This is a genomic window from Microbacterium sp. 22242 (genome assembly GCF_052045495.1).
Taxonomy (GTDB): domain Bacteria; phylum Actinomycetota; class Actinomycetes; order Actinomycetales; family Microbacteriaceae; genus Microbacterium.
Genome location: NZ_JBQEOZ010000004.1, coordinates 164,298 through 185,500, shown reverse-complemented (window position 1 = coordinate 185,500; position 21,203 = coordinate 164,298). Strand labels below are relative to the sequence as shown.

26 protein-coding genes are annotated in these 21,203 nt (G+C 71.0%); 10 read left to right on the top strand and 16 right to left on the bottom strand.

The annotated features are described in order from the left end of the window. Nucleotides 1-1,110 carry a thiamine pyrophosphate-dependent enzyme gene (locus ACTJJZ_RS05840; RefSeq protein WP_440720240.1) on the bottom strand — a complete coding sequence of 370 codons (1,110 nt, stop codon included), beginning with the start codon at nt 1,108-1,110 and terminating at the stop codon, nt 1-3. A 159-nt stretch (nt 1,111-1,269) separates the two neighbouring features. Here ACTJJZ_RS05840 and ACTJJZ_RS05835 point away from each other — a divergent pair, with 159 nt between their 5' ends. Then, nucleotides 1,270-1,755, top strand: a complete 486-nt coding sequence (locus ACTJJZ_RS05835) for an Lrp/AsnC family transcriptional regulator (protein WP_440720239.1) — start codon at nt 1,270-1,272, stop codon at nt 1,753-1,755. On the opposite strand, the gene ACTJJZ_RS05830 is transcribed toward ACTJJZ_RS05835, so the two are convergent. Next, nucleotides 1,715-2,614 carry an alpha/beta fold hydrolase gene (locus ACTJJZ_RS05830; protein WP_440720238.1) on the bottom strand — a complete coding sequence of 300 codons (900 nt, stop codon included), beginning with the start codon at nt 2,612-2,614 and terminating at the stop codon, nt 1,715-1,717. The two genes, ACTJJZ_RS05835 and ACTJJZ_RS05830, sit on opposite strands and share 41 nt — an antisense overlap. 91 nt (nt 2,615-2,705) lie before the next feature. Between ACTJJZ_RS05830 and ACTJJZ_RS05825 the strand changes: the two genes are divergently transcribed. Beyond that, nucleotides 2,706-3,464: a 3'-5' exonuclease gene (locus ACTJJZ_RS05825; RefSeq protein ID WP_440720237.1), complete on the top strand. Its 759-nt coding sequence runs from the start codon at nt 2,706-2,708 to the stop codon at nt 3,462-3,464. 103 nt (nt 3,465-3,567) lie between these two features. Here ACTJJZ_RS05825 and ACTJJZ_RS05820 read toward each other — a convergent pair whose 3' ends face one another. From ACTJJZ_RS05820 to glgA, 3 genes are all read right to left on the bottom strand, one after another. Then, on the bottom strand, nt 3,568-3,825 hold the full coding sequence (locus ACTJJZ_RS05820) for a type B 50S ribosomal protein L31 (RefSeq protein ID WP_440720236.1): 258 nt from the start codon (nt 3,823-3,825) through the stop codon (nt 3,568-3,570). Nucleotides 3,826-3,977: 152 nt separating this feature from the next. Further along, entirely contained in the window at nt 3,978-4,763 is a 786-nt protein-coding gene (locus ACTJJZ_RS05815) for an ABC transporter ATP-binding protein (protein WP_440720235.1), read from the bottom strand. 16 nt (nt 4,764-4,779) lie between these two features. Continuing rightward, nucleotides 4,780-5,964 (bottom strand): glycogen synthase, encoded by a 1,185-nt coding sequence (gene glgA / locus ACTJJZ_RS05810; RefSeq protein WP_440720234.1) that lies wholly within the window; start codon nt 5,962-5,964, stop codon nt 4,780-4,782. A gap of 46 nt (nt 5,965-6,010) precedes the next feature. Between glgA and ACTJJZ_RS05805 the strand changes: the two genes are divergently transcribed. The 3 genes from ACTJJZ_RS05805 to ACTJJZ_RS05795 are packed head-to-tail and all read left to right on the top strand — an operon-like array spanning nt 6,011 to nt 8,660. After that, a complete protein-coding gene (locus ACTJJZ_RS05805) occupies nt 6,011-7,255 on the top strand; it encodes a glucose-1-phosphate adenylyltransferase (RefSeq protein ID WP_440720233.1) in 1,245 nt (414 codons plus the stop codon). 43 nt (nt 7,256-7,298) lie between these two features. After that, on the top strand, nt 7,299-7,934 hold the full coding sequence (serB, locus tag ACTJJZ_RS05800) for a phosphoserine phosphatase SerB (protein ID WP_440720232.1): 636 nt from the start codon (nt 7,299-7,301) through the stop codon (nt 7,932-7,934). A gap of 33 nt (nt 7,935-7,967) precedes the next feature. Then, a complete protein-coding gene (locus ACTJJZ_RS05795) occupies nt 7,968-8,660 on the top strand; it encodes an alpha/beta fold hydrolase (protein ID WP_440720231.1) in 693 nt (230 codons plus the stop codon). A 76-nt stretch (nt 8,661-8,736) separates the two neighbouring features. On the opposite strand, the gene fabG is transcribed toward ACTJJZ_RS05795, so the two are convergent. Further along, entirely contained in the window at nt 8,737-9,447 is a 711-nt protein-coding gene (gene fabG, locus ACTJJZ_RS05790; RefSeq protein ID WP_440720230.1) for a 3-oxoacyl-ACP reductase FabG, read from the bottom strand. Between the two features lie 119 nt (nt 9,448-9,566). Between fabG and ACTJJZ_RS05785 the strand changes: the two genes are divergently transcribed. From ACTJJZ_RS05785 to ACTJJZ_RS05770, 4 genes are read left to right on the top strand one after another with little or no spacing between them, the layout of a single operon-like run. Beyond that, nucleotides 9,567-10,157: a DUF4190 domain-containing protein gene (locus ACTJJZ_RS05785; RefSeq protein WP_440720229.1), complete on the top strand. Its 591-nt coding sequence runs from the start codon at nt 9,567-9,569 to the stop codon at nt 10,155-10,157. Nucleotides 10,158-10,196: 39 nt separating this feature from the next. Beyond that, nucleotides 10,197-10,556, top strand: a complete 360-nt coding sequence (locus ACTJJZ_RS05780; RefSeq protein ID WP_440720228.1) for a DUF3099 domain-containing protein — start codon at nt 10,197-10,199, stop codon at nt 10,554-10,556. Beyond that, nucleotides 10,553-10,771, top strand: a complete 219-nt coding sequence (locus ACTJJZ_RS05775) for a hypothetical protein (protein ID WP_440720227.1) — start codon at nt 10,553-10,555, stop codon at nt 10,769-10,771. Before ACTJJZ_RS05780 ends, ACTJJZ_RS05775 begins: the two co-directional genes overlap by 4 nt. Further along, nucleotides 10,768-11,595: an SURF1 family cytochrome oxidase biogenesis protein gene (locus ACTJJZ_RS05770; protein WP_440720226.1), complete on the top strand. Its 828-nt coding sequence runs from the start codon at nt 10,768-10,770 to the stop codon at nt 11,593-11,595. The genes ACTJJZ_RS05775 and ACTJJZ_RS05770 overlap by 4 nt, the downstream gene beginning before the upstream one ends. Nucleotides 11,596-11,637: 42 nt before the next feature. On the opposite strand, the gene ACTJJZ_RS05765 is transcribed toward ACTJJZ_RS05770, so the two are convergent. The 4 genes from ACTJJZ_RS05765 to ACTJJZ_RS05750 form a co-directional block, all read right to left on the bottom strand. After that, a complete protein-coding gene (locus ACTJJZ_RS05765; protein ID WP_440720225.1) occupies nt 11,638-13,236 on the bottom strand; it encodes an ABC-F family ATP-binding cassette domain-containing protein in 1,599 nt (532 codons plus the stop codon). A 98-nt stretch (nt 13,237-13,334) separates the two neighbouring features. Next, on the bottom strand, nt 13,335-13,940 hold the full coding sequence (locus ACTJJZ_RS05760) for an energy-coupling factor transporter transmembrane component T (protein WP_440720224.1): 606 nt from the start codon (nt 13,938-13,940) through the stop codon (nt 13,335-13,337). A 10-nt stretch (nt 13,941-13,950) separates the two neighbouring features. Then, nucleotides 13,951-14,631: an energy-coupling factor ABC transporter ATP-binding protein gene (locus tag ACTJJZ_RS05755; protein WP_440720223.1), complete on the bottom strand. Its 681-nt coding sequence runs from the start codon at nt 14,629-14,631 to the stop codon at nt 13,951-13,953. Then, nucleotides 14,621-15,190, bottom strand: coding sequence for a biotin transporter BioY (locus ACTJJZ_RS05750; RefSeq protein ID WP_440720222.1), 570 nt, complete (start codon nt 15,188-15,190; stop codon nt 14,621-14,623). Before ACTJJZ_RS05750 ends, ACTJJZ_RS05755 begins: the two co-directional genes overlap by 11 nt. A gap of 91 nt (nt 15,191-15,281) precedes the next feature. Here ACTJJZ_RS05750 and ACTJJZ_RS05745 point away from each other — a divergent pair, with 91 nt between their 5' ends. After that, entirely contained in the window at nt 15,282-15,845 is a 564-nt protein-coding gene (locus ACTJJZ_RS05745; protein WP_440720221.1) for a TetR family transcriptional regulator, read from the top strand. Here ACTJJZ_RS05745 and ACTJJZ_RS05740 read toward each other — a convergent pair. The 6 genes from ACTJJZ_RS05740 to sufD form a co-directional block, all read right to left on the bottom strand. Beyond that, nucleotides 15,814-17,247: an MFS transporter gene (locus ACTJJZ_RS05740; RefSeq protein WP_440720220.1), complete on the bottom strand. Its 1,434-nt coding sequence runs from the start codon at nt 17,245-17,247 to the stop codon at nt 15,814-15,816. The genes ACTJJZ_RS05745 and ACTJJZ_RS05740 overlap by 32 nt on opposite strands. Continuing rightward, nucleotides 17,244-18,404, bottom strand: coding sequence for a MalY/PatB family protein (locus ACTJJZ_RS05735; protein WP_440720219.1), 1,161 nt, complete (start codon nt 18,402-18,404; stop codon nt 17,244-17,246). The genes ACTJJZ_RS05740 and ACTJJZ_RS05735 overlap by 4 nt, the downstream gene beginning before the upstream one ends. A gap of 109 nt (nt 18,405-18,513) precedes the next feature. Next, entirely contained in the window at nt 18,514-18,843 is a 330-nt protein-coding gene (locus ACTJJZ_RS05730; RefSeq protein WP_159575921.1) for a metal-sulfur cluster assembly factor, read from the bottom strand. 9 nt (nt 18,844-18,852) lie between these two features. Continuing rightward, on the bottom strand, nt 18,853-19,623 hold the full coding sequence (sufC, locus tag ACTJJZ_RS05725) for a Fe-S cluster assembly ATPase SufC (RefSeq protein WP_440720218.1): 771 nt from the start codon (nt 19,621-19,623) through the stop codon (nt 18,853-18,855). 47 nt (nt 19,624-19,670) lie between these two features. Beyond that, nucleotides 19,671-20,006 carry a non-heme iron oxygenase ferredoxin subunit gene (locus ACTJJZ_RS05720; protein ID WP_440720217.1) on the bottom strand — a complete coding sequence of 112 codons (336 nt, stop codon included), beginning with the start codon at nt 20,004-20,006 and terminating at the stop codon, nt 19,671-19,673. After that, on the bottom strand, nt 20,003-21,202 hold the full coding sequence (gene sufD, locus ACTJJZ_RS05715) for a Fe-S cluster assembly protein SufD (protein WP_440720216.1): 1,200 nt from the start codon (nt 21,200-21,202) through the stop codon (nt 20,003-20,005). The genes ACTJJZ_RS05720 and sufD overlap by 4 nt, the downstream gene beginning before the upstream one ends. Nucleotide 21,203 lies beyond the last annotated feature (1 nt).

Here is a 21,203-nt window from a genome sequence, read left to right as displayed (position 1 = left end):
TCACGCCTCCGCGAAGGTCGAGAGGTAACGCGCGTAGTCCGCGCGCTCCTCGGCGAGTCCGGTGTGCGGCTCCGCGTACACGCCGTCGAAGACGGCGAGCGGCTCCCGCGTCACCATGGCCAGGCAGGCCGCGCGCAGCTGCATCGCCGCCTCGTCGGCGGCTGCGGCGAACTCGGCCGAGATCTCGTCGCTGAGCACGCCCTCGGCGCGCAGCAGCGCCTCCACCCGGGCGATCGGATCCTTGCCGCGCCAGTACTCCAGCTCGGCAGGATCGCGGTAGCGGGTGGGGTCGTCGGCCGTGGTGTGCGGTCCCATCCGGTACGTCACCAGCTCCAGGAACACCGGGGAGCCGTTGCGCGCCTGCTCGAGGGCCCAGCGCGTCGCGGCGTGCACGGCGAGCACGTCGTTGCCGTCCACGCGCATGCTCGGGATGCCGAAGCCGGGCGCGCGTCCGGCGATCGGGTGCTGCGACTGCACGGCGACGGGCTCGGAGATCGCCCAATGGTTGTTCTGGCAGATGAACACGACGGGCGCGTGGTACGACGCGGCGAACACCATCGCCTCGTTCACATCGCCCTGGCTCGACGCGCCGTCGCCGAAGTAGGTGATCGCGACCTGGTCGGAGCGGTCGTGCATGATGCCGAGCGCGTAGCCGACGGCGTGCAGCGTCTGCGCGCCGATGATGATCTGCAGGGGCGCCATGTGCATCACCCACGGGTCGAACGCCGCGCCCTCCTCGCCGCGCCAGGCGCGCACGTAGTCGCCGGGCTGAGCGCCGCGTACCAGCAGGACCCCGGTCTCGCGGTAGCTGGGGAACACGATGTCGTCGGCGCGGAAGGCGCGCGCGGAGCCGATCTGCGCCGCCTCCTGGCCGTTGCAGGGCGCCCAGAGGCCGACCTGGCCCTGGCGCTGCAGCGCGATGCCCTCGGCGTCGATGCGCCGCAGCACGATCATGTCGCGCAGCAGGTCGAGCAGTTGCGCGGAGGTGACGTCCGCGGCGTAGGGCTCGAGCCGGGGCTCGTGCACCCGCCGGCCGCGCGGGTCGATCAGGCTCAACGGCTGGTCGAGACCGACGGCCGGGACCGTGATCGGATCAAGGTGGGTAGACATCGTCGTCCTCCTCAGGGGTTCCGCCTTCGTGGGGCGGATCCATGGCATCTTCGCTTGAGCCTGAGCGTACGTCTGCTGAACACCTCGCTCAAGCATTCCCTGGCAGCTTGAGCATGTTGCCAAGATTCACCGCTTCGGCGGATGCTAGCCTTTGGCAACATGTCAGCTCTCGACCGCACCGACCTCGACATCCTCGAGATCCTGTCCGCGGATCCGCGCACCACCGTCGTCGCCCTCGCGGAGAAGCTCCGGCTGTCCCGGAACACGATCCAGGCGCGCATGGCCCGGCTCGATCAGTCCGGGGTGTTCCTCGCGTACGAACGGTCCTTCTCCCCCGCCGTGCTCGGCTTCCCGCTGCAGGCGTTCATCAGCATCGAGCTGCGGCAGACGGAGCTGCCCCGCATCATCACCGAGCTCTCCCGGGTGCCCGAGGTGGTGCAGGCGCACGGCCTGAGCGGGTCGATCGACATCCTGGCGCGGGTGGCCTGCCGCGATGCCCGTCACCTGTTCGACACGGACGCCCGGATCCTGTCGATCGAAGGGGTCGAACGGACCGAGACCTCCCTCGCGATGGGCGAGGTGATCCCGTTCCGGGTCGGCGGACTCATGGGGTTGGCGCGCCGAGAGGCTGGAGGAAGCGCCTGATCGCGGCGGCGGCCTCCGCGGGGGCCTCGTAGTGGATCAAGTGGCCGACGTGCGCGATCTCGACGAGGGTCGCGTCCGGGAAAAGCGTCGCGAGCGCGCGCTCGGCCTCGATCGGCGTGATGTCGTCGCGCTGGGCCGCGACGAGCAGCGTCGGCACGGAGATGACCGGGGCGAACTCGCGGACGTCGTGCGACACGCTGGTCACGAACGCCTCCCGCAGCATCCCGCGGTCGGCGAAGCGTGAGAAGTAGGTGTCGTGCTGGTCGTGCACGAAGCGGCGGAGCGCGGGATCGGCGGTCTTGGCCATCGCGATGCTCATCGCCCGCACGATGATCCGGTTGCGCAGCAGCTCGGTGCCGGCGGACTCCGGCAGCCGGGCGCCCAGCCCGTAGTAGAGGATCGCGAGGCGGGTGAGCACGGCCTTCGGGCCCTCGAGCGCCGGGGCGCCGATGGGGTTGACCAGGATCAGCCGCGGGGTCGGCAGGCCGCGGGCGACCGCGGCGGACGCGACGATCGACCCGAACGAGTGGCCGAGGACGACCGCACCCGGTGCCACGGCGGCGGAGAAGGCCGTGAGCCATTCGGCGTAGGCGCCGAGGTCGTGCGTGCGATCCGGCAGCGGCGCCGTCTCCCCGAAGCCGGGCAGGTCGGGCATGATGAAGCGCACCCCTGGCAGGTACGCGACGACGGGCTCCAGCCCGTGGTGCTCGCCGCGGAACCCGTGCACGGCGAGCACCGTGATGGCCGCGTCCTCCGGCCCGTACACCCAGTATGCCGTGCGACCGCCCAGGATCTCCGCCTCGTGCCTCTGCACGGGAATGCGATCCAGGCGTGCGGCATAGGGCGATGGCACGGGCATCCCCCGAGTCTACGGGCGGGGTGCTGGCCCACTCTGCGCTTGCGCCGCGCGCCGAGGACGGGATGTCGGAGGAGCCCTCTACCGTGGCGGCATGACCTCCTCCCCGGCCCTTCCGTCGTGGCTCACCCGCGTCGGAGTGTTCGATCTCGAGACCACCGGAGTCGACGTCACGCGCGACCGGATCGTCACCGCTCACGTCGGCGTGCTGGACCACCACGGCGCCGAGATCGCGGCGCGCACCTGGCTGGCGGATCCGGGCGTACCGATCCCCGAGGCCGCGACGGCGATCCACGGCATCACGTCCGAGCGGGCCCGTCGCAACGGCTCCCCCGCGCCGCAGGTGGTCGCAGGCGTCGTCGCCGCGCTGAGGTCGCTGCTCGACCAGGGCGTCCCGATCGTCGCCTACAACGCCGCGTTCGACTTCTCGCTGCTCGCGCACGAGGCACGCAGACATGGCATCGCGCCGCTGGACTCGCCGTCGCCCGTGATCGATCCGCTCGTCATCGACAAGACCTACGACCGGTATCGTCCCGGCAAGCGGACGCTGGAGATCGTCGCCGCGCACTACGGAGTCGACCTGACCGGAGCGCACGACGCATCCGCCGATGCGGTCGCCGCAGGTCGCGTCGCCCAGGCCCTGGCCCAGCGCTTCCCGCTGCCGCCCAGCGCGGCCGAGCTGCACACCCGGCAGATCAGCTGGGCGCGCGCGCAGGCCGCGAGCCTCACCGACTACTTCATCCGGATCGGCCGGATCGAACCGGAGGCGCGTCTCGACGGCCGCTGGCCCGTGCGAGAGGCCGATCCCGTGCGCGAGGTCGATCTCATGCGCGAAGGCCGAGTCGACGCCTGAGCCCGTGCGCGGGCCGCGGGTCGGCGCCGGGGAGAGGGGCGCCCCGGACTCGATCCCGGAGACGACGAAGGCCCCGCCGAAGCGGAGCCTTCGCGCGAGGCGATTACTTGGAGGAACCGCCGAAGTTCTTGAAGCGCTGGTTGAACTTCTCGACGCGGCCGGCCGAGTCCATGATGCGCTGCTTGCCCGTGTAGAACGGGTGCGAGGCGGAGGAGATCTCCACGTCGATGACGGGGTACTCCACGCCGTCCAGCTCGATCGTCTTGTCGCTGGTGACGGTCGAACGGGTGAGGAACGTGTCTCCCGAGCCGAGGTCGCGGAACACGACGGCCTGGTATTCGGGGTGGATGTCAGTCTTCATGGGATTCCTTACGTGGTGCCCTGGATTGTGCCAGGGGCGAGGGAAGTCTGCGGTGCGGAGAACACCAAGGATCGATCTTAGCAGTCCTTCGACAGGCTCAGGAACCGGGGCGGCGGCGCAGGAACCGGTGCGAAGGCTCAGGGATGGCCGGGTCAGGACGCGGCGCGGGCGGCGTAGCGGCCCTCGGCACGGTCGAGCGCGATCGGCATGCCGAAGGCCTCGCCCAGCGTCTCGGCGGTGAGCGTCTCGGCGATCGGGCCGGCGGCCACGACCTTGCCCTCGCGGAGCAGGAGCACGTGCGTGAAGCCGACCGGGATCTCCTCGACGTGGTGCGTCACCATGATCATCGCCGGCGTCGTCGGCGACTGCGCGAAGCCGCTGAGCAGCCCGAGCAGCTCTTCCCGGGAGCCGAGGTCGAGGCTCGCCGACGGCTCGTCCAGCAGCAGCAGCTCAGGGTCGGTCATGACCGCCCGGGCGATCTGAACCCTCTTCTGCTCGCCGTCGCTGAGGGTGCCGAAGTAGCGTTCGGCGAGGTGCTCGAGGTGCCACTGCTCCAGCACGCGCATCGCGCGCCGCTCGTCGATCGCCTCGTAGGACTCGTTCCAGCGGCCCATGACCGAGTACGCAGCCGTCATCACGGTGTTCAGCACGGTCTCGTCGCCGGGGATCCGCCTGGCCATCGCCGAGGAGGCGAAGCCGATCCGCGGTCGGATCTCGAACACGTCCGCACGGCCCAGGGTCTCCCCCAGGATCTCGACGCGACCCGACGTCGGGTGCATCAGCGTGTCGGCCAGCTGAAGCAGCGTGGTCTTGCCCGCGCCGTTGGGCCCCAGGATCACCCAGCGCTGATCGTCCTCGACGGTCCAGGTCAGCTGATCGACGATGTTGCGGCCGTCGCGGCGGACCACGACATCCGAGAATTCGAGGACGGCAGGCATGCGCCCAGCCTATCGGTCAGGCCGTGACCTCCGCGTAGAGCGCCCGCGTCGTGTCGGCGATCGCCGCCCAGCTGAACTCCTGCGCCGCGCGGATCCGGCCGGCCTCGCCGTAGGCCTTCGCGCGCGCAGGGTCGGCGACGACCTCGGCCAGGACAGCGGCCAGATCGGCGACGTACCGCTCGGGGTCGACCGGCGTGCCGGTGCCGTCCTGCAGCTGCTCGATCGGCACGAGACGGCCGGTGACGCCGTCGTCCACGACCTCGGGGATCCCGCCCGTGGCCGTGCCCACGACCGCGGCGCCGCACGCCATCGCCTCGAGGTTCACGATCCCGAGCGGCTCGTAGACCGATGGGCAGACGAACGTGGTGGCGGCCGTGAGGATCGCGGAGAGCTCGTGGCGCGGCAGCATCCGCTCGATCCAGACGACCCCCTGTCGCGTGCTCTGCAGGCCGCGCACGAGTTCCTGCACCTCCGCCATGATCTCCGGCGTGTCCGGCGCACCCGCGCACAGCACGAGCTGCACCTCTGGCGGCAGCTGAGCGGCGGCCCTGAGCAGGTACGGCAGCCCCTTCTGGCGCGTGATCCTGCCCACGAAGATGACCGAGGGACGATCCGGATCGATGCCCTGCGCGCGCACGAAGTCGGGGTCGTCGACCGGGTGCCAGGATTCGACATCGATGCCGTTGTGGATCACCCGCACCTTGGTCGGGTCGACCTGGGGGTAGCTGCGCAGGATGTCCGTGCGCATGCCCGCGCTCACCGCGATGATCGCGGCGGCGTTCTCATAGGCCAGGCGCTCGATGCCGCTGGAGACCGCGTATCCGCCGCCGAGCTGCTCGGCCTTCCACGGTCGCAGCGGCTCGAGGCTGTGCGCGGTGAGCACGTGCGGGATCCCGTGCAGCTGCGAGGCGATGTGCCCGGCGAAGTTCGCGTACCAGGTGTGGCTGTGCACCACATCGGCACCCGCGACGTCCGGGACGATCAGCAGATCCGTGCCCAGGGTCTGCAGCGCCGCGTTCGCCCCGGCCAGTTCGGCGGGCGTTCGATAAGACGTCGTCCCCTGTTCATCCCGGTCCGCGCCGAACGCCCTCACCCGCACCTCGGTGCCGGATCGCAGGGCTTTCACGAGCTCTTCGACATGCACCCCCGCCCCTCCGTAGATCTCGGGCGGGTACTCCTTGGTGATGATGTCGACGCGCATGTCGTGAACGCTAGTACATGCAACGACGTGGCTCTATGGTGGACGCATGTCGGCACCAAAGAAGGTTTTCGGGATCATCCTCGCCGGGGGCGAGGGCAAGCGCCTCATGCCCCTCACGGCGGATCGAGCCAAGCCCGCTGTCCCGTTCGGCGGGCAGTATCGTCTCATCGACTTCGCGATCTCGAATCTGATCAACTCCGGGCTGAGACAGATCGTGGTGCTGACCCAGTACAAGTCCCACAGTCTGGACCGGCACATCTCGCAGACGTGGCGGATGTCGGCTCTGCTCGACTCGTACGTCGCCTCGGTGCCCGCCCAGCAGCGCCTGGGCAAGCGCTGGTTCTCCGGGTCCGCGGACGCGATCCTGCAGAGCCTGAACCTGATCCTGGACGAGAAGCCGGACATCGTCGCCGTGATCGGCGCCGACCACGTGTACCGGATGGACTTCGAGCAGATGATCCAGGCGCACATCGCGTCCGGCGCGCGTGCCACGGTCGCCGGCATCCGGCAGCCGCTCGCCCTCGCCTCCCAGTTCGGGGTCATCGACGTGGCCGCGGACGGATCGGGGCGGATCCACCAGTTCCTGGAGAAGCCGTCCGACCCGTCCGGCCTGCCGGACTCGCCGCACGAGGTGCTCGCCTCGATGGGCAACTACATCTTCGACGCCGACGCGCTGATCGAGGCGGTCGAGGCGGACGGCGAGCTCGCGACGTCCAACCATGACATGGGCGGCGACATCATCCCCTACTTCGTGGAGCGCGGCGAGGCCGGGTTCTACGACATGAAGCAGAACGACGTGCCGGGATCCTCTCCGCGCGACCGCTCGTACTGGCGGGACGTGGGCACGATCGAGTCGTTCTTCGACGCGCACATGGACCTGATCTCCACGCTGCCGATCTTCAACCTGTACAACATGGAGTGGCCGATCCACTCCCAGGCGGTGAACTCGCCGCCGGCGAAGTTCGTGCGCGACTCGGTCGGCCGGATCGGCAACGCGATCGACTCGATCGTGTCGCTGGGATCGGTGCTCTCCGGCACCCATCTCGAGCGCAGCGTCGTGGGTCCGTGGACGCTCGCCGCGGGCGGATCCACGATCACCGACTCGGTGCTGTTCGACGGGGTGCGCGTCGGCCAGGGCGCCCGCGTGCATCGCGCGATCCTGGACAAGAACGTGGTCCTGCTCGACGGCGCGACCGTCGGCGTGGATCGCGAGCGCGACCTGGAACGCGGTTTCACCATCACCGAGACGGGCCTCACCGTGGTCGGGAAGGGCGTCAGGATCGAGCGCTGACACAGCGTTCGAGGGCTCCCGGCGCGGCGGCTACGCTCATCGGGTGACCTCCGCGCGCTTCCTCGTCGTGCTCGACGCCGACTCCACCCTCATCCGCAACGAAGTGATCGAGCTGCTCGCCGACGAGGCAGGCCGCCGTGACGAGGTGCAGGCGGCGACCGAGGCGGCGATGCGGGGCGAGATCGACTTCGCGGCGAGCTTGCGCTCACGCGTCGCCGCGCTGGAGGGCGTGCCCGTGGACGCGTTCGGCCGGGTGCTGTCGCGCATCGAACCGACTCCAGGGGTCCGCGAGCTGATCGCCGCCGTGCACGACCGCGGCGGCGTCGTGGGTGTGGTCTCGGGCGGCTTCCACGAGATCCTCGACACGGTCGCGGCCGATCTCGGCGTCGACCGCTGGAGGGCGAATCGTCTCGAGGTGGCTGACGGCATGCTGTCGGGGCGGGTCGACGGCGAGATCGTCGACGCGGACGCCAAGGCCGCCTCGCTGCAGGCCTGGGCCGCAGAGCTCGGGGTGCCGCCACACGGGACGATCGCGATCGGAGACGGGGCGAACGATCTGCGCATGATGTCGGTCGCCGGTCTCGGGCTCGCCTTCAACGCCAAGCCCGCAGTGCGCGCGGCGGCGGCGCTCGTGATCGGGCCGCAGGACCTCTCCGAGGTCATCCCGCTGCTCCCGTAGCGGGGTGTCGGTGGCCCGTCGTAGCGTCGGGTCATGGACATCATCCTCGTACCCGGGCTCTGGCTCGACGCCGACTCCTGGGGTCCGATCATCGGTCCCCTCCGCGACGCTGGGCACACCCCGCGTCCCTTGACCATGCCGGGCGTCGGCGTCCCGGCGCCGGCCTCCTCGGGCATCCGCCTGACCGACTGGGTCGGCGCCGTGGTCGCCGCGATCGACGCCGCCGACGGCGATGTCGTGGTGGTCGGCCACTCCGGCGGCGGGAACGTCATCTGGGGCGCGGTGGACGCGCGCCCGGATCGCGTCGCACGCGCCGTCTTCGTGGACTCCGCGCCGCCGCCGGACGGCGCAGGGATCAGCGAGTTCGAGATCGTCGACGGCGTGATCCCCTTCCCGGGGTGGGAGCACTTCCCCGACGAGGAGGTGGACGACCTCGACGAGCGGACTCGCGCGGAAGCCGCGCAGAAGGCCCTGAGCGTCCCCGCCCGGGTGCCGACGGATCCGATCACGCTCACAGACGAGCGACGCTACGACGTGCCGGTGACCCTGCTGATGGGCGCCGTGTCGCCGGAGGACTTCGACGACATGCTCGCGCAGTGGGGCGCCTATCGGGACGAATACCGGCGGATCCGCGACGCGGAAGTCGTCACGATCGGCTCGGGGCACTGGCCGCAGTTCTCGGTTCCCGAACGGCTCGCCGAACTTCTGGTGGCATCCATGCGCTGACGGGCCGCACGGGCACCCGCCGCTCGCGACCGGTGCCCGCGCGTCGCCTCGAAGCCTCCGGGGCGGCGCTCCGTGCTCAGTGGCCCATGCCGAGGCCGCCGTCGACGGGGATGACCGCGCCCGAGATGTATGCCGAGTCGTCCGAGGCGAGCCAGGTGACGACGCCGGCGACCTCGTCGGCGGACGCGAAACGCCCGGCCGGGATGCTCGCCTTGTACTGCTTCTGCGTCTCCTCCGGGAGCTCGGCCGTCATGTCGGTCTCGATGAAGCCGGGAGCCACCACGTTCGCCGTGATGCCGCGGGCTCCGAGCTCGCGGGTGAGCGAACGGGCGAAGCCGACCAGCGCGCTCTTCGACGCGGAGTAGTTGATCTGCCCGGCGGAGCCGTACAGTCCGACCACGCTGGAGATCAGGATCACGCGGCCGAACCGGGCACGCAGCATCCCCTTGGACGCGCGCTTGACGACGCGGAAGGATCCGCCCAGGTTCGTCGAGACGACGCTGTCGAAGTCGTCCTCCGACATGCGCAGCAGCAGCGTGTCCTTCGTGATGCCGGCGTTCGCGACCACGATCTCGACCGGGCCGAGCTTCTGCTCCACCTCGGTGAACGCCGCGTCGACGGCCGCAGCGTCGGTCACATCGGCGCGCACGGTCAGCGTGCCCTCCGGGCCTTCGCCGCTGCGCGCGGTGACCGCGACGCGGTATCCGTCCCGGACGAAGCGCTCGGCGATCGCGCGGCCGATGCCCCGATTGCCGCCGGTGACGAGGACGACGCGGTCAGTGCTCATGCAGGTCTCCCAAGGGGTGTGGTGTACGGCACGCCAGCCTATCGAGCGGATTCCCGCTCCGGAATTGACACGGCCCCAGCGGCACGGAAATCTTTGTCATGAACCAGGAGGACATTCCCATGAGCAACGACCAGGGCGGATACCCGCAGAACCCCGGGCAGCAGCCGCCCGCCTACCCGGGCGCTCCAGTGCCCCCGCAGCAGCAGCAGCCCTACCCGGGTGCCGCTCCCGCACCGCAGGCGCCGGTGCCGCCCGCTCCGGCGTACCCCGGGGCCGCTCCCCAGCAGACCGCCCCGCAGCAACCGCACCCGCCGCAGGCCGTACCCGGCGGCTACCCCGGGGCCGCACCGACTGCGCCCGGCTACGCCCAGCCCGGCGCTCCCGCCTACGCCCAGCCGTACGCCCAGCCCTACGCGACGCCGAAGAAGTCCAACGGCCTCGCCCTGACCTCGCTCATCTGCGGCATCGCCGGCCTGGTGTTCTTCTGGATCGCCTACCTGATCCTGCCGATCCTCGCCTCCGTGGCGGCGATCATCACGGGGCACATGGCCCTCGGCAGGATCAAGCGCGACCCCCAGCTCGGCGGCAAGGGCATGGCGATCGCCGGCCTCGTGATGGGCTACGTCGGCGTTCTCCTGAACCTGATCATCGCGGCGCTGTTCTTCATCGGTCTCGCGTACGCGGCGTCCCTGGGCGGCTCCGGCTACTGAGCGCCCCCGCCGGTCACGGCGGCGTAGGCTGGAGTCATCGTGAGAAGGACTCCAGACGCCGCCGTGACCTCCCTGCCGCGCGCACCGCGCGACGAGGCGCACGGACGTGTGCGTCAGTACGTCATCACGATGTCGATCCGGATGGCGTGCTTCGTGCTGATGCTCGTGATGCAGCCGCTCGGGTGGTGGACCTGGGTCCTCGGGATCGCCGCGGCGGTGCTGCCGTACATCGCCGTCGTTTTCGCGAACGCCGGCGACGACTCGGTCGAGACGTCCGTGGAGTCCCCGCAGATCGGGATCGGGGCTGCCCCGAGCGCGCCACCGGCGGCGGGTCCCTCCCCCGACGTGATCACGCTCTCCGAGACGACGCCCGCGCGCGGCTCGGAGCCCCGGCCGTGAACGCGAAGAAGGCCGAGGCGAAGTGCTCGCGCGCCGGCTGCCGGGCGCGGGCGACGCACCGCATCGTGTGGCGGAATCCACGGATCCACGGCCCGGAGCGCGAGAAGGTCTGGCTGGCCTGCGACGAGCACCTCGCGTTCCTGCGCGACTACCTCCGTGCCAGGGACTTCCCCGTGCGCGTCGACACGCGCATCGGCGAGGGCGAGATCGGATGATGCGACAGCGTCTGCTCCGCTGGAGCGCCTACCTCGCGGTGGCGATCGTGTTCGCGCTCGTGTGCGCCTACCTCTCCCACTGGCAGTTCTCCCGGAATGACGGTCGCCAGACCCAGCTCGAGCTCGTGCAGCAGAACTACGACGCCAAGCCGGTCCCGCTCGACCGGCTCCTCGCTCCCGGCGCGAAGATGCGCGCGTCCGACGAGTGGCATCCGGTCACGGCGCGCGGTCGGTACGAGACCGGTGACCAGCTGCTCGTGCGCAACCGCCCGCACGGCGGCACCAGCGCCTTCGAGGTGCTCGTGCCGCTCCGCACGGATGACGGACGCGTGTTGATCGTCAACCGGGGATGGGTGGTGCCGGGAGAGAAGGATGTTCCCTCCTCCGTGCCTGCTCCGCCGAAGGGCGAGGTGACCGTGACCGCACGGCTGCGCCCGGGCGAGCCTCTCCCCCCGTCCGGTCGAGGCGCGCCGGAAGGACAGGTGCCGAGCATCAACCTGCCTCTGGTCGCGGACGACATCGGAGGATCCGTCCCGGTCGACACCGGTGCGTACGGCGAGCTGGTCTCCGAGTCGCCCGCACCCCCCTCCCGTCCGGCCGCCTTCGATGCCCCGTCGGACGACCCGGGACCGTTCCTGTCGTACGCGATCCAGTGGATCCTGTTCGCGATCATGGGCTTCATCTTCATCGGCTACGTGATCCGCACCGAGATCCTCAAGCACCGCGATGAGGCGGCCGGCCGGCCCCCGCGCGGCCCGCGCCGCCGACGCGATCGCGACATGGACGACGAGGACGCGCTGCTCGACGCCGTCGAGAGCCGCTGACCGAGGCCGTCCCCGTCGCAGAGGACGCCAGGCCGAGTGCGGTCAGGCCAGCTCGATGAGGTCCTGGTAGTCCTTCGACCAGATGTCCTCGACGCCGTCGGGCAGGATCAGCACCCGCTCGGGATTGAGCGAGGCGACCGCACCGGGATCGTGCGAGACGAGCACGACGGCGCCCTCGTAATGCGCCAGCGCCCCCAGGATCTCCTCGCGGGAGGCCGGATCGAGGTTGTTCGTCGGCTCGTCGAGCAGCAGCATGTTCGCCGCGGAGACGACCAGCGTCGCGAGCGAGAGACGGGTCTTCTCACCGCCGGAGAGCACGCCGGCAGGCTTGTGCACGTCCTCGCCGGTGAACAGGAAGGATCCGAGCACCTTGCGGGCCTCGGTCTCGTTCAGATCGGGTGCCGACGACATCATGTTCTCGAGCACCGAGCGCGAGACGTCGAGGTTCTCGTGCTCCTGCGCGTAGTAGCCGACCTTCAGGCCGTGTCCCGGCTCCAGCTGGCCGGTGTCGGGCTGGTCCACGCCCGCGAGGATGCGCAGGAGGGTCGTCTTCCCGGCACCGTTCAGCCCGAGCACGACCACCTTGGAGCCGCGATCGATCGCGAGGTCGACGTCGGTGAAGATCTCCAGCGAGCCGTACGACTTCGACAGCCCGGAGGCCATCAGCGGCGTCTTGCCGCAGGGCGCGGGCTTCGGGAACCGCAGCTTCGCGACCCGCTCGACCTGACGGACCTCCTCGAGGCCGGAGAGCAGCTTCTCGGCGCGGGCCACCATCTGGTGCGCCGCCGCGGCCTTGCTGGCCTTGGCACCGAAGCGGGCGGCCTGCTGCTGCAGCGTGGTCGCCTTCTTCTCCGCGTTCGCGCGCTCCTTCTTGCGGCGCTCCTCGTCCGCCACGCGCTGGCGCAGGTAGTTCTTCCAGTTCATGTTGTAGATGTCGATGACCTGGCGGTTCGCGTCCAGGTAGAACACCCGGTTCACGGTCTCGCCGACCAGCTCGACGTCGTGGCTGATCACGATCAGCCCGCCCTTGTACCCCTTCAGGAACTCGCGCAGCCACACCACGCTGTCCGCGTCGAGGTGGTTGGTGGGCTCGTCGAGGATCATGGTCTCGGCGTCGGAGAAGAGGATCCGGGCGAGCTCGATGCGACGGCGCTGACCGCCGGAGAGCGTCTTCAGAGGCTGGTCGAGGATCCGGTCCGGAAGCGACAGGTTGTTCGCGATCGACGCCGCTTCGGCCTCCGCGGCGTACCCGCCCAGCGCCTCGAAGCGCTCCGTGAGGTTGCCGAACTGACGCATGGCCTTCTCCGCGACGGCGGGATCGTCCGAGCCCATCGCCTCGGAGGCCTCGCGGATCCGCAGGGTGAGGGAGCCGAGGCCGCGGGCGTCCAGGATCCGGGTGCGCGCGAGCATCTCCGGGTCGCCGGAGCGCGGATCCTGCGGCAGGTAGCCCAGCTCGCCGCTGCGCTCGACCTTGCCGCCGGCGGAGATCAGGTCTCCCGCGAGCACCTTCGTCAGTGTGGTCTTGCCGGCGCCGTTGCGGCCGACGAGACCGATCTTGTCGCCATCGGCGACGCGGAAGGAGACGTTCTCCATGAGGAGGCGCGCTCCCACGCGGATCTCGAGGTCGTGCACGGCGAGCACAGCGGACGTCCGTTCTTCAGAAAGGGGGTGAGCGGCCGGATGGCCAGCCTCCCAGTATAGGCGGCACGCCCGGGAGCGCCCTGACGGCGCCGATGCGGTCAGGGCGCGAGACCGCGTGCGGCCAGCGACTCTCCCACCGCATCGGCGTGGCGCATCGTGCGCACCAGGAGCGGGAGCGCGGAGCGCAGACCGAGGCGCACGCCGCGCGCGTCCTGCGCCTCGCGGATCGCCCGCACGAAACCGCCGACGACCGGGACCATGGTGAGCGTCAGCGAGAGCACGAGCGCCACCGCGTCCGGATCGACTCCGAGGCGCCGGAACGGGCGCAGCAGCCGACCGATCACCGACATCAGGGCGCTCATCGACGTGGTGCGCGTGAACAGCTCTGCGAGCAGCAGGAGCACCACGAGCCGGCCGGTGTTCACGATCGCCGCCGGCACGCTCACGAAGACGACCAGCGCCGTGCCGAGGATGAGCACCAGCCAGCGCAGGCGCCACCAGGCCGCGCCCAGCGCGGCGAGCCCCAGCCCGGCCAGCGGGAACAGCAGGCTCACCCCCACGACGGCGGCGAGCACGGGCGCCTCTGCGGCGACGACCGCCGGGACGATCGAGAGCATGAGCGCGATCAGCGCCAGCAGCGCGAGCTTGGCGCCGGCGGAAGCACGATGCGACAGGCCCGTGCCCGGTCGGTACAGCGAGATCATCGAGACGCCCTCAGCCGCACAGCTGCAGATAGTCGGCGATCACGTCGTCGGGCGCGCCGTGCGCACGCACCCGGCCGTGCTCGATGAGCACCGCCTCGTCGCAGCGCCTCGCCAGGTCGAGATCGTGGGTGACGAGCACGAGCGGAACCTCCAGGTCGTCCAGCAGGGCGTCGCCGATGCGCCGGCTGTTGCGCAGGTCCAGTCGCGTGGTGGGTTCGTCGGCGACCACCAGTTCGGGACGCCCGATCAGCACCGACGCGAGGGCCAGCAGCTGCTTCTGCCCGCCCGAGAGTTCGGACGCCGGTGCGTCGCGCAGCGCCTCGAACCCGCACAGCGCGAGGGCCGCATCCACCCGGGCGTCGCGCTCGTCCTTCGCGACGCCCCGCAGGGACAGCGCGAGATCCTCGGCCGGCGTCGGCATGAGGATCTGCGCCTCGGGATCCGCGAACACGAACCCGACCCTGCGTCGCACCACCCTGACGTCCCGGGCCGGATCCAGGCCCGCGACCCGGACCGAACCGGTCGTCGCGACGTGCAGGCCGTTCAGCAGGCGCGCGAAGCTCGACTTCCCGGATCCGTTCGCGCCGATCACCGCGGTGCGCCGGGCGGTCAGCCGCAGCGAGACGTCCTCGAGGATCGTCCGGCCCTCGGCGCGCAGCGTGACCGACTGCAGCTCGATCTCAGGCGACACGCACGGCCGCCCGTCGGAACGCGCGCGGGTAGGCGCGCTGCAGCGCGACGCAGAGCGCGGTCGCGGCCGCCGCCTTGAGGAGGTCACCCGGCAGGAACGCCAGGCTGGACAACGCGGTCGGGCCGAGCGGGACGCCCGTGACCAGGGCCTGCACGGGGATCCCGAAGAGGTACACGACCCCGATCCCGCCGAGCAGCGCAGCCGTCGCCGCGCGCCACCAGGCGATCCGCCGCGTTCCGGCGATCAGCCCGATCACCACGACGCCCGCGAGCCAGCCCAGCAGATACCCCGCGCTGGGCCCGAAGAAGACGCCGATGCCGCCCCTCCCGCCGGCGAGCACGGGAAGCCCGACCGCGGCGAGGCCGAGCACGGTCAGCACCGACAGGGACGCGAGGCGGGGCCCGAGGATCAGCCCCGCGAGCATCACGCCGAGGGTCTGCCCGGTGATGGGCACCCCGCCGGGCAGCGGCACGATCACGAGCCCCAGCGCGATGATCAGGGCCGCGAACACGGCGATGCGGGCGGCGTCGGCGCCCCAGGGGCGGGATGTCGTCGTCATGGAGGTTCCTCTCGGGATGCGGGAGGGCGCGGCGCACGCGCTGCCGCCCCTGAACACTGTTCACCTGAACGTCGTTCAGTATACTCAGGGCATGACTCCCGCTCGCACCGGACGGCACGACCGCGCCCACATCATCGGCGTGGCTCTCGAGCTGCTGGACCGCTACGGCCTGCCCGACCTCACCATGCGGCGCCTGGCCACGGAGCTCGACGTGCAGGCGAGCGCGCTGTACTGGCACTTCGACAGCAAGCAGGATCTCCTGGCCGCGGTCTCGGATCGCATCCTCGCGCGCATCCCCGACCTCTCCCCCGGCACGGAGCTGCCCGGCGCGGCGCGGGCGGTGCGCGACGCCCTGCTCGCGCACCGCGACGGGGCCGAGGTCGTGATGAGCTCCGCCGCGCTCCGTCCTGGCCCCTCGCGCGCGCAGGACGCGCTCCGGCTCGCGCTTCCCGCGGGTCTCGCCGATGCCGATCTCGCCGCCGCCGCGGTGCTGCAGTTCATCCTCGGGCACACGTCGCTGGTGCAGCAGCGCATGCACGGCGAGAGCCACGGGGCGGCGAGCACGACCGGTTCGCTCGGCGCCGCCGACGACTCGGCGGTCTTCGAGGCCGGGATCGCGCTGCTCAGTCGCGGGGTGGCGCTGACTCCGCGCTGACCTGCCCGGAGCCGGAGGACCCGGGGCCGTCGCCGATCCGGAAGCCGGGGATCGCGGCGATCAGCAGCACCGCGACCGCGAGCCCGAACACCGCGGCGAAACCGGATCCGCCGACCGGCCGGCTCACGAACAGCAGCCCGGCGATCGCGACCGTGACGGCCGATCCCGACGAATCGGAGATCGACAGCCCGGACGAGTTGAAGCCCTCGTCGGCCGGCGTGGAGTAGGCCAGCGTGAGCACCGTGAGGCGCGGGTAGAGCAGCCCCATCGCGCCGCCGGCCAGCCCCCACAGCACGACCACGGCCCACGGCAGGGACCTCGTCGTCGCGACCGCGATGAGACCGAGGAACGCGGCCAGCATGAGCGCCGTGCTGACGATCACCATCCGCCGGCTGCCCAGTCGTTCCCCGTATCTGCCCTGCACGGCGGAGGCGCTCGACCACGCGAGGGCCGCCGCGGTGAGCGCGAGGCCGGCGATCGTCGGGCTGAACTCGAACCGCTCCATCAGCATCCGCGGCACGTACGCCTCCGCCGCGAAGAACGCGCCGGCGAGCAGGCCGCGCATGAGCACGACGCTCGGCAGGCGCGGCGCCGCGTGCAGCGATCCGACCGGGAGCAGCGGTCGGATCGCGATCGCGATGACGACGATCGAGCCGAGTGCGAGCGGCCATCCGATCGTGGATGGCGCCTCGGCGGCCAATCCGACGGCGACGGCCGCGACCGCGACGACGACGGCGAGGACGATCCGCAGTCCGATCCCGCCCGAGCGCCCTGCGGTGTCCGGCACGGGGTCGGCGGGTCCTCTGGAGTGCGCGTTCAGGTCGACGGCGCGCAGCCGCACAGCCACGAGCACGAACGCGATCGCGGTCAGCACGGCGACGCCGAGGAACGTCCACCGCCAGTGCAGGTACTGGGCGACCGCTCCCGCGAGGAACGGGCCGATCATCGACGGCACGACCCAGGCGGCGGCGAACGCGGCGAAGATCCGGCCGTGCAGGTGCTGCGGGTAGATCCGCGCCACGACGACGTACAGGGCGACGGTCTCGCCTCCGCCGCCGAGCCCCTGCACGAGCCGGCCGAGGATCAGGACGTCCATGTCGGTCGCGGCACCGGCTATCACCAGTCCGGCGATGAACAAGACGATGGAGGTGTAGAGCGGAGCCCGGGGTCCGGCGCGGTCGCTCCACGCTCCCGCCGCCACCATGCCGATCACGCCCGTCGCGAGCGTGCCGGCGAACGCCACCGCGTACAGCTCCTCGCCGTGCAGATCCGCCGCGACGAGCGGCATGACCGTGGTCACGGCGAGCGCCTCGATCGCGGCGAGGAAGATCAGGATCACCGACCCGATCGTGATGCCGAGGCGGGCGCGGTCCCAGATCGTCGCGTCGGGTGCCGTGCTCACCGCCCTACCAGCGCGGCGATCCGGTGCACCGCCTCGGTCAGCACCTCGGGAGAGCAGCCCAGGTTGAACCGCACATGTCCCTTGCCCTCCGCGCCGAACGTGGGGCCGCGGTTCAGGGCGACCCTCGCCTCGCGCAGGATCCGCCCTGCCGGGTCGTCGCCCCAGCCCAGCTCGCGCAGGTCGACCCAGGCCAGGTAGCCGGCCTCGGGCATCCGGTAGTCCGCCTCCGGGAGGTGGGCGGCGAGCAGCCGGGCCAGCAGGCGGCGGTTCTCGTCGAGCGCCGCCAGCAGCGCGTCCAGCCAGGCGTCGCTGGCGGGATCCCAGGCGGCGACGGCGGCGAGGGCGCCGAACAGGCCGGTGCGCCACTCCACCTCGGGCGGCAGGGAGCGCACGACCGCGGCGGTCTGCTCGCTCGCCGTGACCATGATCGCGCACTTCAGCCCCGCGAGGTTGTACGCCTTGCTTGCGCTGGTGACCGTGTAGCCGACCTCGGTGGCGGCCGGGGACGCGGTGAGGAAGGGCGTGAAGGCCACGCCCGGCTGCACGAGCGGCGCGTGGATCTCATCGCTGACCACCACGGCCCCGTGTGCCGCGGCGAGCTCGGCGAGGCGCGCGAGCACGGCCTTCGAGTGCACCGTGCCGGTCGGGTTGTGCGGGTTGCAGAGCAGCACCGCGCGGGCTCCCCCGGCCAGGGCCTCCTCGATCCCGTCCAGGTCGAGGCGCCAGGATCCGTCGACGTCGATCAGCGGCACCCGCTCCACGACGCCGCCGGCCTCCTCGACGCAGTCGTAGAACGGCGGATAGACGGGCGGGGCGACGACCACGCGGTCGCCCGGCGCGAGCACGGCGCGCAGGATCTCGACGACGCCCATCATCACGTCGCAGGTGGAGCGGACGCGGTCCGGCTGCACGGTCCAGCCGAAGCGCCGCTGCGCATAGCCGACGAAGGCGGCGCGGATCCCCGGGTCCGGCGGGGTGTAGCCGGTGTCCCCCAGCTCGACGGCCTCTCGCAGGCGGGCCGTGATCGCATCCGCCAGCGAGAAGTCCATCTCCGCGACGAAGAGCGGCAGCACGTCCTCCGGGTAGGTGCGCCACTTCGTGCTGGAGCGGCGGCGGAGCTGGTCGAGCGGCAGGGCCTGGAGCGGAGCGATCGTCACGGTTCGAGCCTAACCTCGGTGCTGGTCTTGCCGCGCAGAGCGCTGGAGCGCGCCGACGCGGAAGGCCCGGCGCCGTCATACGGCGTCGGGCCTTCACGGCTTCGACAGGTCAGATCGCGAAGCCCAGGGCGCGCATCTGGTCGCGGCCGTCGTCGGTGATCCGTTCCGGACCCCACGGCGGCATCCACACCCAGTTGATGCGGAAGCGGTCGACGACGTTGTCCAGCGCCTGACCGGTCTGCTCCTCGAGCACGTCGGTCAGCGGGCACCCGGCGCTCGTGAGCGTCATGTGGATGACGAGGGCGTCGTTCTCCTCGTCCCAGGAGAGGTCGTAGATGAGGCCGAGGTCGACGACGTTGATCCCGAGCTCGGGGTCGACGACGTCCTTGAGCGCCTCGGTGACCTCGTCGTACTTCTCTCCGGTCAGCGTTGCGGTCATGGCTTCAGCCTACGCTTCGATGGGGGCGCTGGGGTCGAGGAAGCGGTCGTAGCCCTCGTCCTCGAGCCGGTCGGCGAGCTCGGCGCCGCCCTCCTCCACGATCCGTCCGGCGACGACCACGTGCACGAAGTCGGGACGGATATAGCGCAGGATGCGGGTGTAGTGCGTGATCAGCAGCACGCCGAGGTTCGTGTTCTCCTTGGCGCGGTTGACGCCCTCCGAGACGATCTTCAGCGCGTCGACGTCGAGGCCGGAGTCGGTCTCGTCGAGCACGGCGATCTTCGGCTTGAGCACCTCGAGCTGCAGGATCTCGTGACGCTTCTTCTCGCCGCCGGAGAAGCCCTCGTTGACGTTGCGCTGCGCGAACTTCGGGTCCATGCGCAGGTTCGACATCGCGTGCTTGACGTCCTTGGTCCACTGCCGGATCGACGGCGCCTCGCCGTCGAGCGCGGTCTTGGCCGTGCGCAGGAAGTTGGTGACGGTCACGCCGGGGATCTCGACCGGGTACTGCATGGCCAGGAAGAGCCCGGCGCGGGCGCGCTCGTCCACGCTCATCGCGAGGACGTCCTCGCCGTCGAGCGTGATCGAGCCGCTCGCGACGGTGTACTTCGGGTGGCCGGCGATCGTGTAGGCGAGGGTCGACTTGCCGGATCCGTTCGGGCCCATGATCGCGTGGGTCTCACCCGTGCGCATCGTGAGGGTGATCCCGTTCAGGATCGGGGTGGTGCCGGCGTCGGTCTCGACGGTGACGTAAAGGTCCTTGATCTCCAGGACAGACATGGATGATTCCTTCGTGATCTCGTGAAAGCTTCGTGCGGACGCGGGGCTCAGAGGCCCGTCACGTCCTTCGTGACGGTGGGGTCGATGAGGACGTCGTCTCCGTCGATCTCGACGACGTAGACCGGGACCGGCTCGTAGGCCGGCAGGTTGAGCGGCTTGCCCGAGCACAGCGAGAACGCCGAGCCGTGCGCCCAGCACTCCAGCGTCTTGCCCTCGACGAATCCCTCGGACAGCGAGATGTCGCCGTGCGTGCAGATGTCCCCGATCGCGTGGATCTCGCCGTCCGAGTCGAGCACGACGGCCATCGGCACGCCGTCCAGCTCGACCCGCAGCGGGGTGTCCTCCTGCAGCTCGCTGACCGCGCAGGCGCGCTGCGCGGTCACGCGTTCACCGCCGCCAGCTCGGCCTCGATCGCCTGGAGGAGCTCCTGCTCGAGCGAGGGCACTCCCAGGCGCTGCACGATGTCGCTGAGGAAGCCGAGCACGACCAGGCGTCGCGCCTCCTCCTCGTCGATGCCGCGGGCCTGCAGGTAGAACAGCTGCTCGTCGTCGAAGCGCCCGGTCGCGCTCGCGTGACCGGCGCCGAGGATGTCCCCGGTCTCGATCTCGAGGTTCGGGATCGAGTCGGCGCGGGCGCCCTCGGTGAGCACCAGGTTGCGGTTCGCCTCGTAGGAGTCCGTGCCGGTGGCGTCGGGGCCGATCAGGACGTCGCCGACCCAGACGCTGTGCGCGCCCTCGCCCTGCAGCGCGCCCTTGTAGAGCACGTCGCCGGTGGTGTGCGCGCCCTTGTGGTGCAGGTAGACCTGGCTCTCCAGGTGCTGTCCGGCGTCCGCGTAGGACAGGCCGTACAGCCGTGCCTCGGAGCCGGCGCCGGCGAGCTCGACGTTCGGGTTCACCCGGACCAGGCCTCCGCCGAAGCTCACCACGAAGTGCGTGAGCGCGGCGTCCTTGTCGACGCGGGCCTGGTGCGCGGCCGCGTGGATCGCGTCGTCGGCCCAGCGCTGCACGCTCACCACGGTGAGGCGGGCGCCGTCGCGGGCGATGATCTCCACGTTCTGCGCATACTGCGCCGAGCCGTGGTGGTCGAGCAGCACCGTGGCCCGGGAGTTCGGCATCGCCTCGATGAGGATCTGGCCGAAGGCGCGCTTGCCGGCGTCCCTGCCGTCGATGCGGAGCACGATCGGTCCGTCGATCTCGTCGCCCTGTCCGATCCGGAGGTGCAGGCCGCGCGGGGCGTGCTTCCAGGCCAGGGCGCTGGGCAGATCCTCCGGACGGAAGAACTCGCCGTGGCCGTCGCCGTCCGGCACCAGGTACGCCTCGACGGCGTCCAGGTCGATCGACAGGGCGGAGTCGTCGCCGGGCTCGTCGGCGAGCAGCCCCTTCAGCTGCGCGACCGGGGTGTGCTTCCAGTTGACCTCGCGCCCGGTGGGGGCGCCGAAGTCGGCCGGATCGAACGAGTGCGGGCGCTCCGAGCGGGTCTGCACGGGAACGGTCTTCCCGGCGTCCGCGACCTGTGCCGCGGGGTCCACATGGGCGTGCGTGTCCTGCGCCACCGCGGGCGCTGTCGTGGGGGCCGTCATC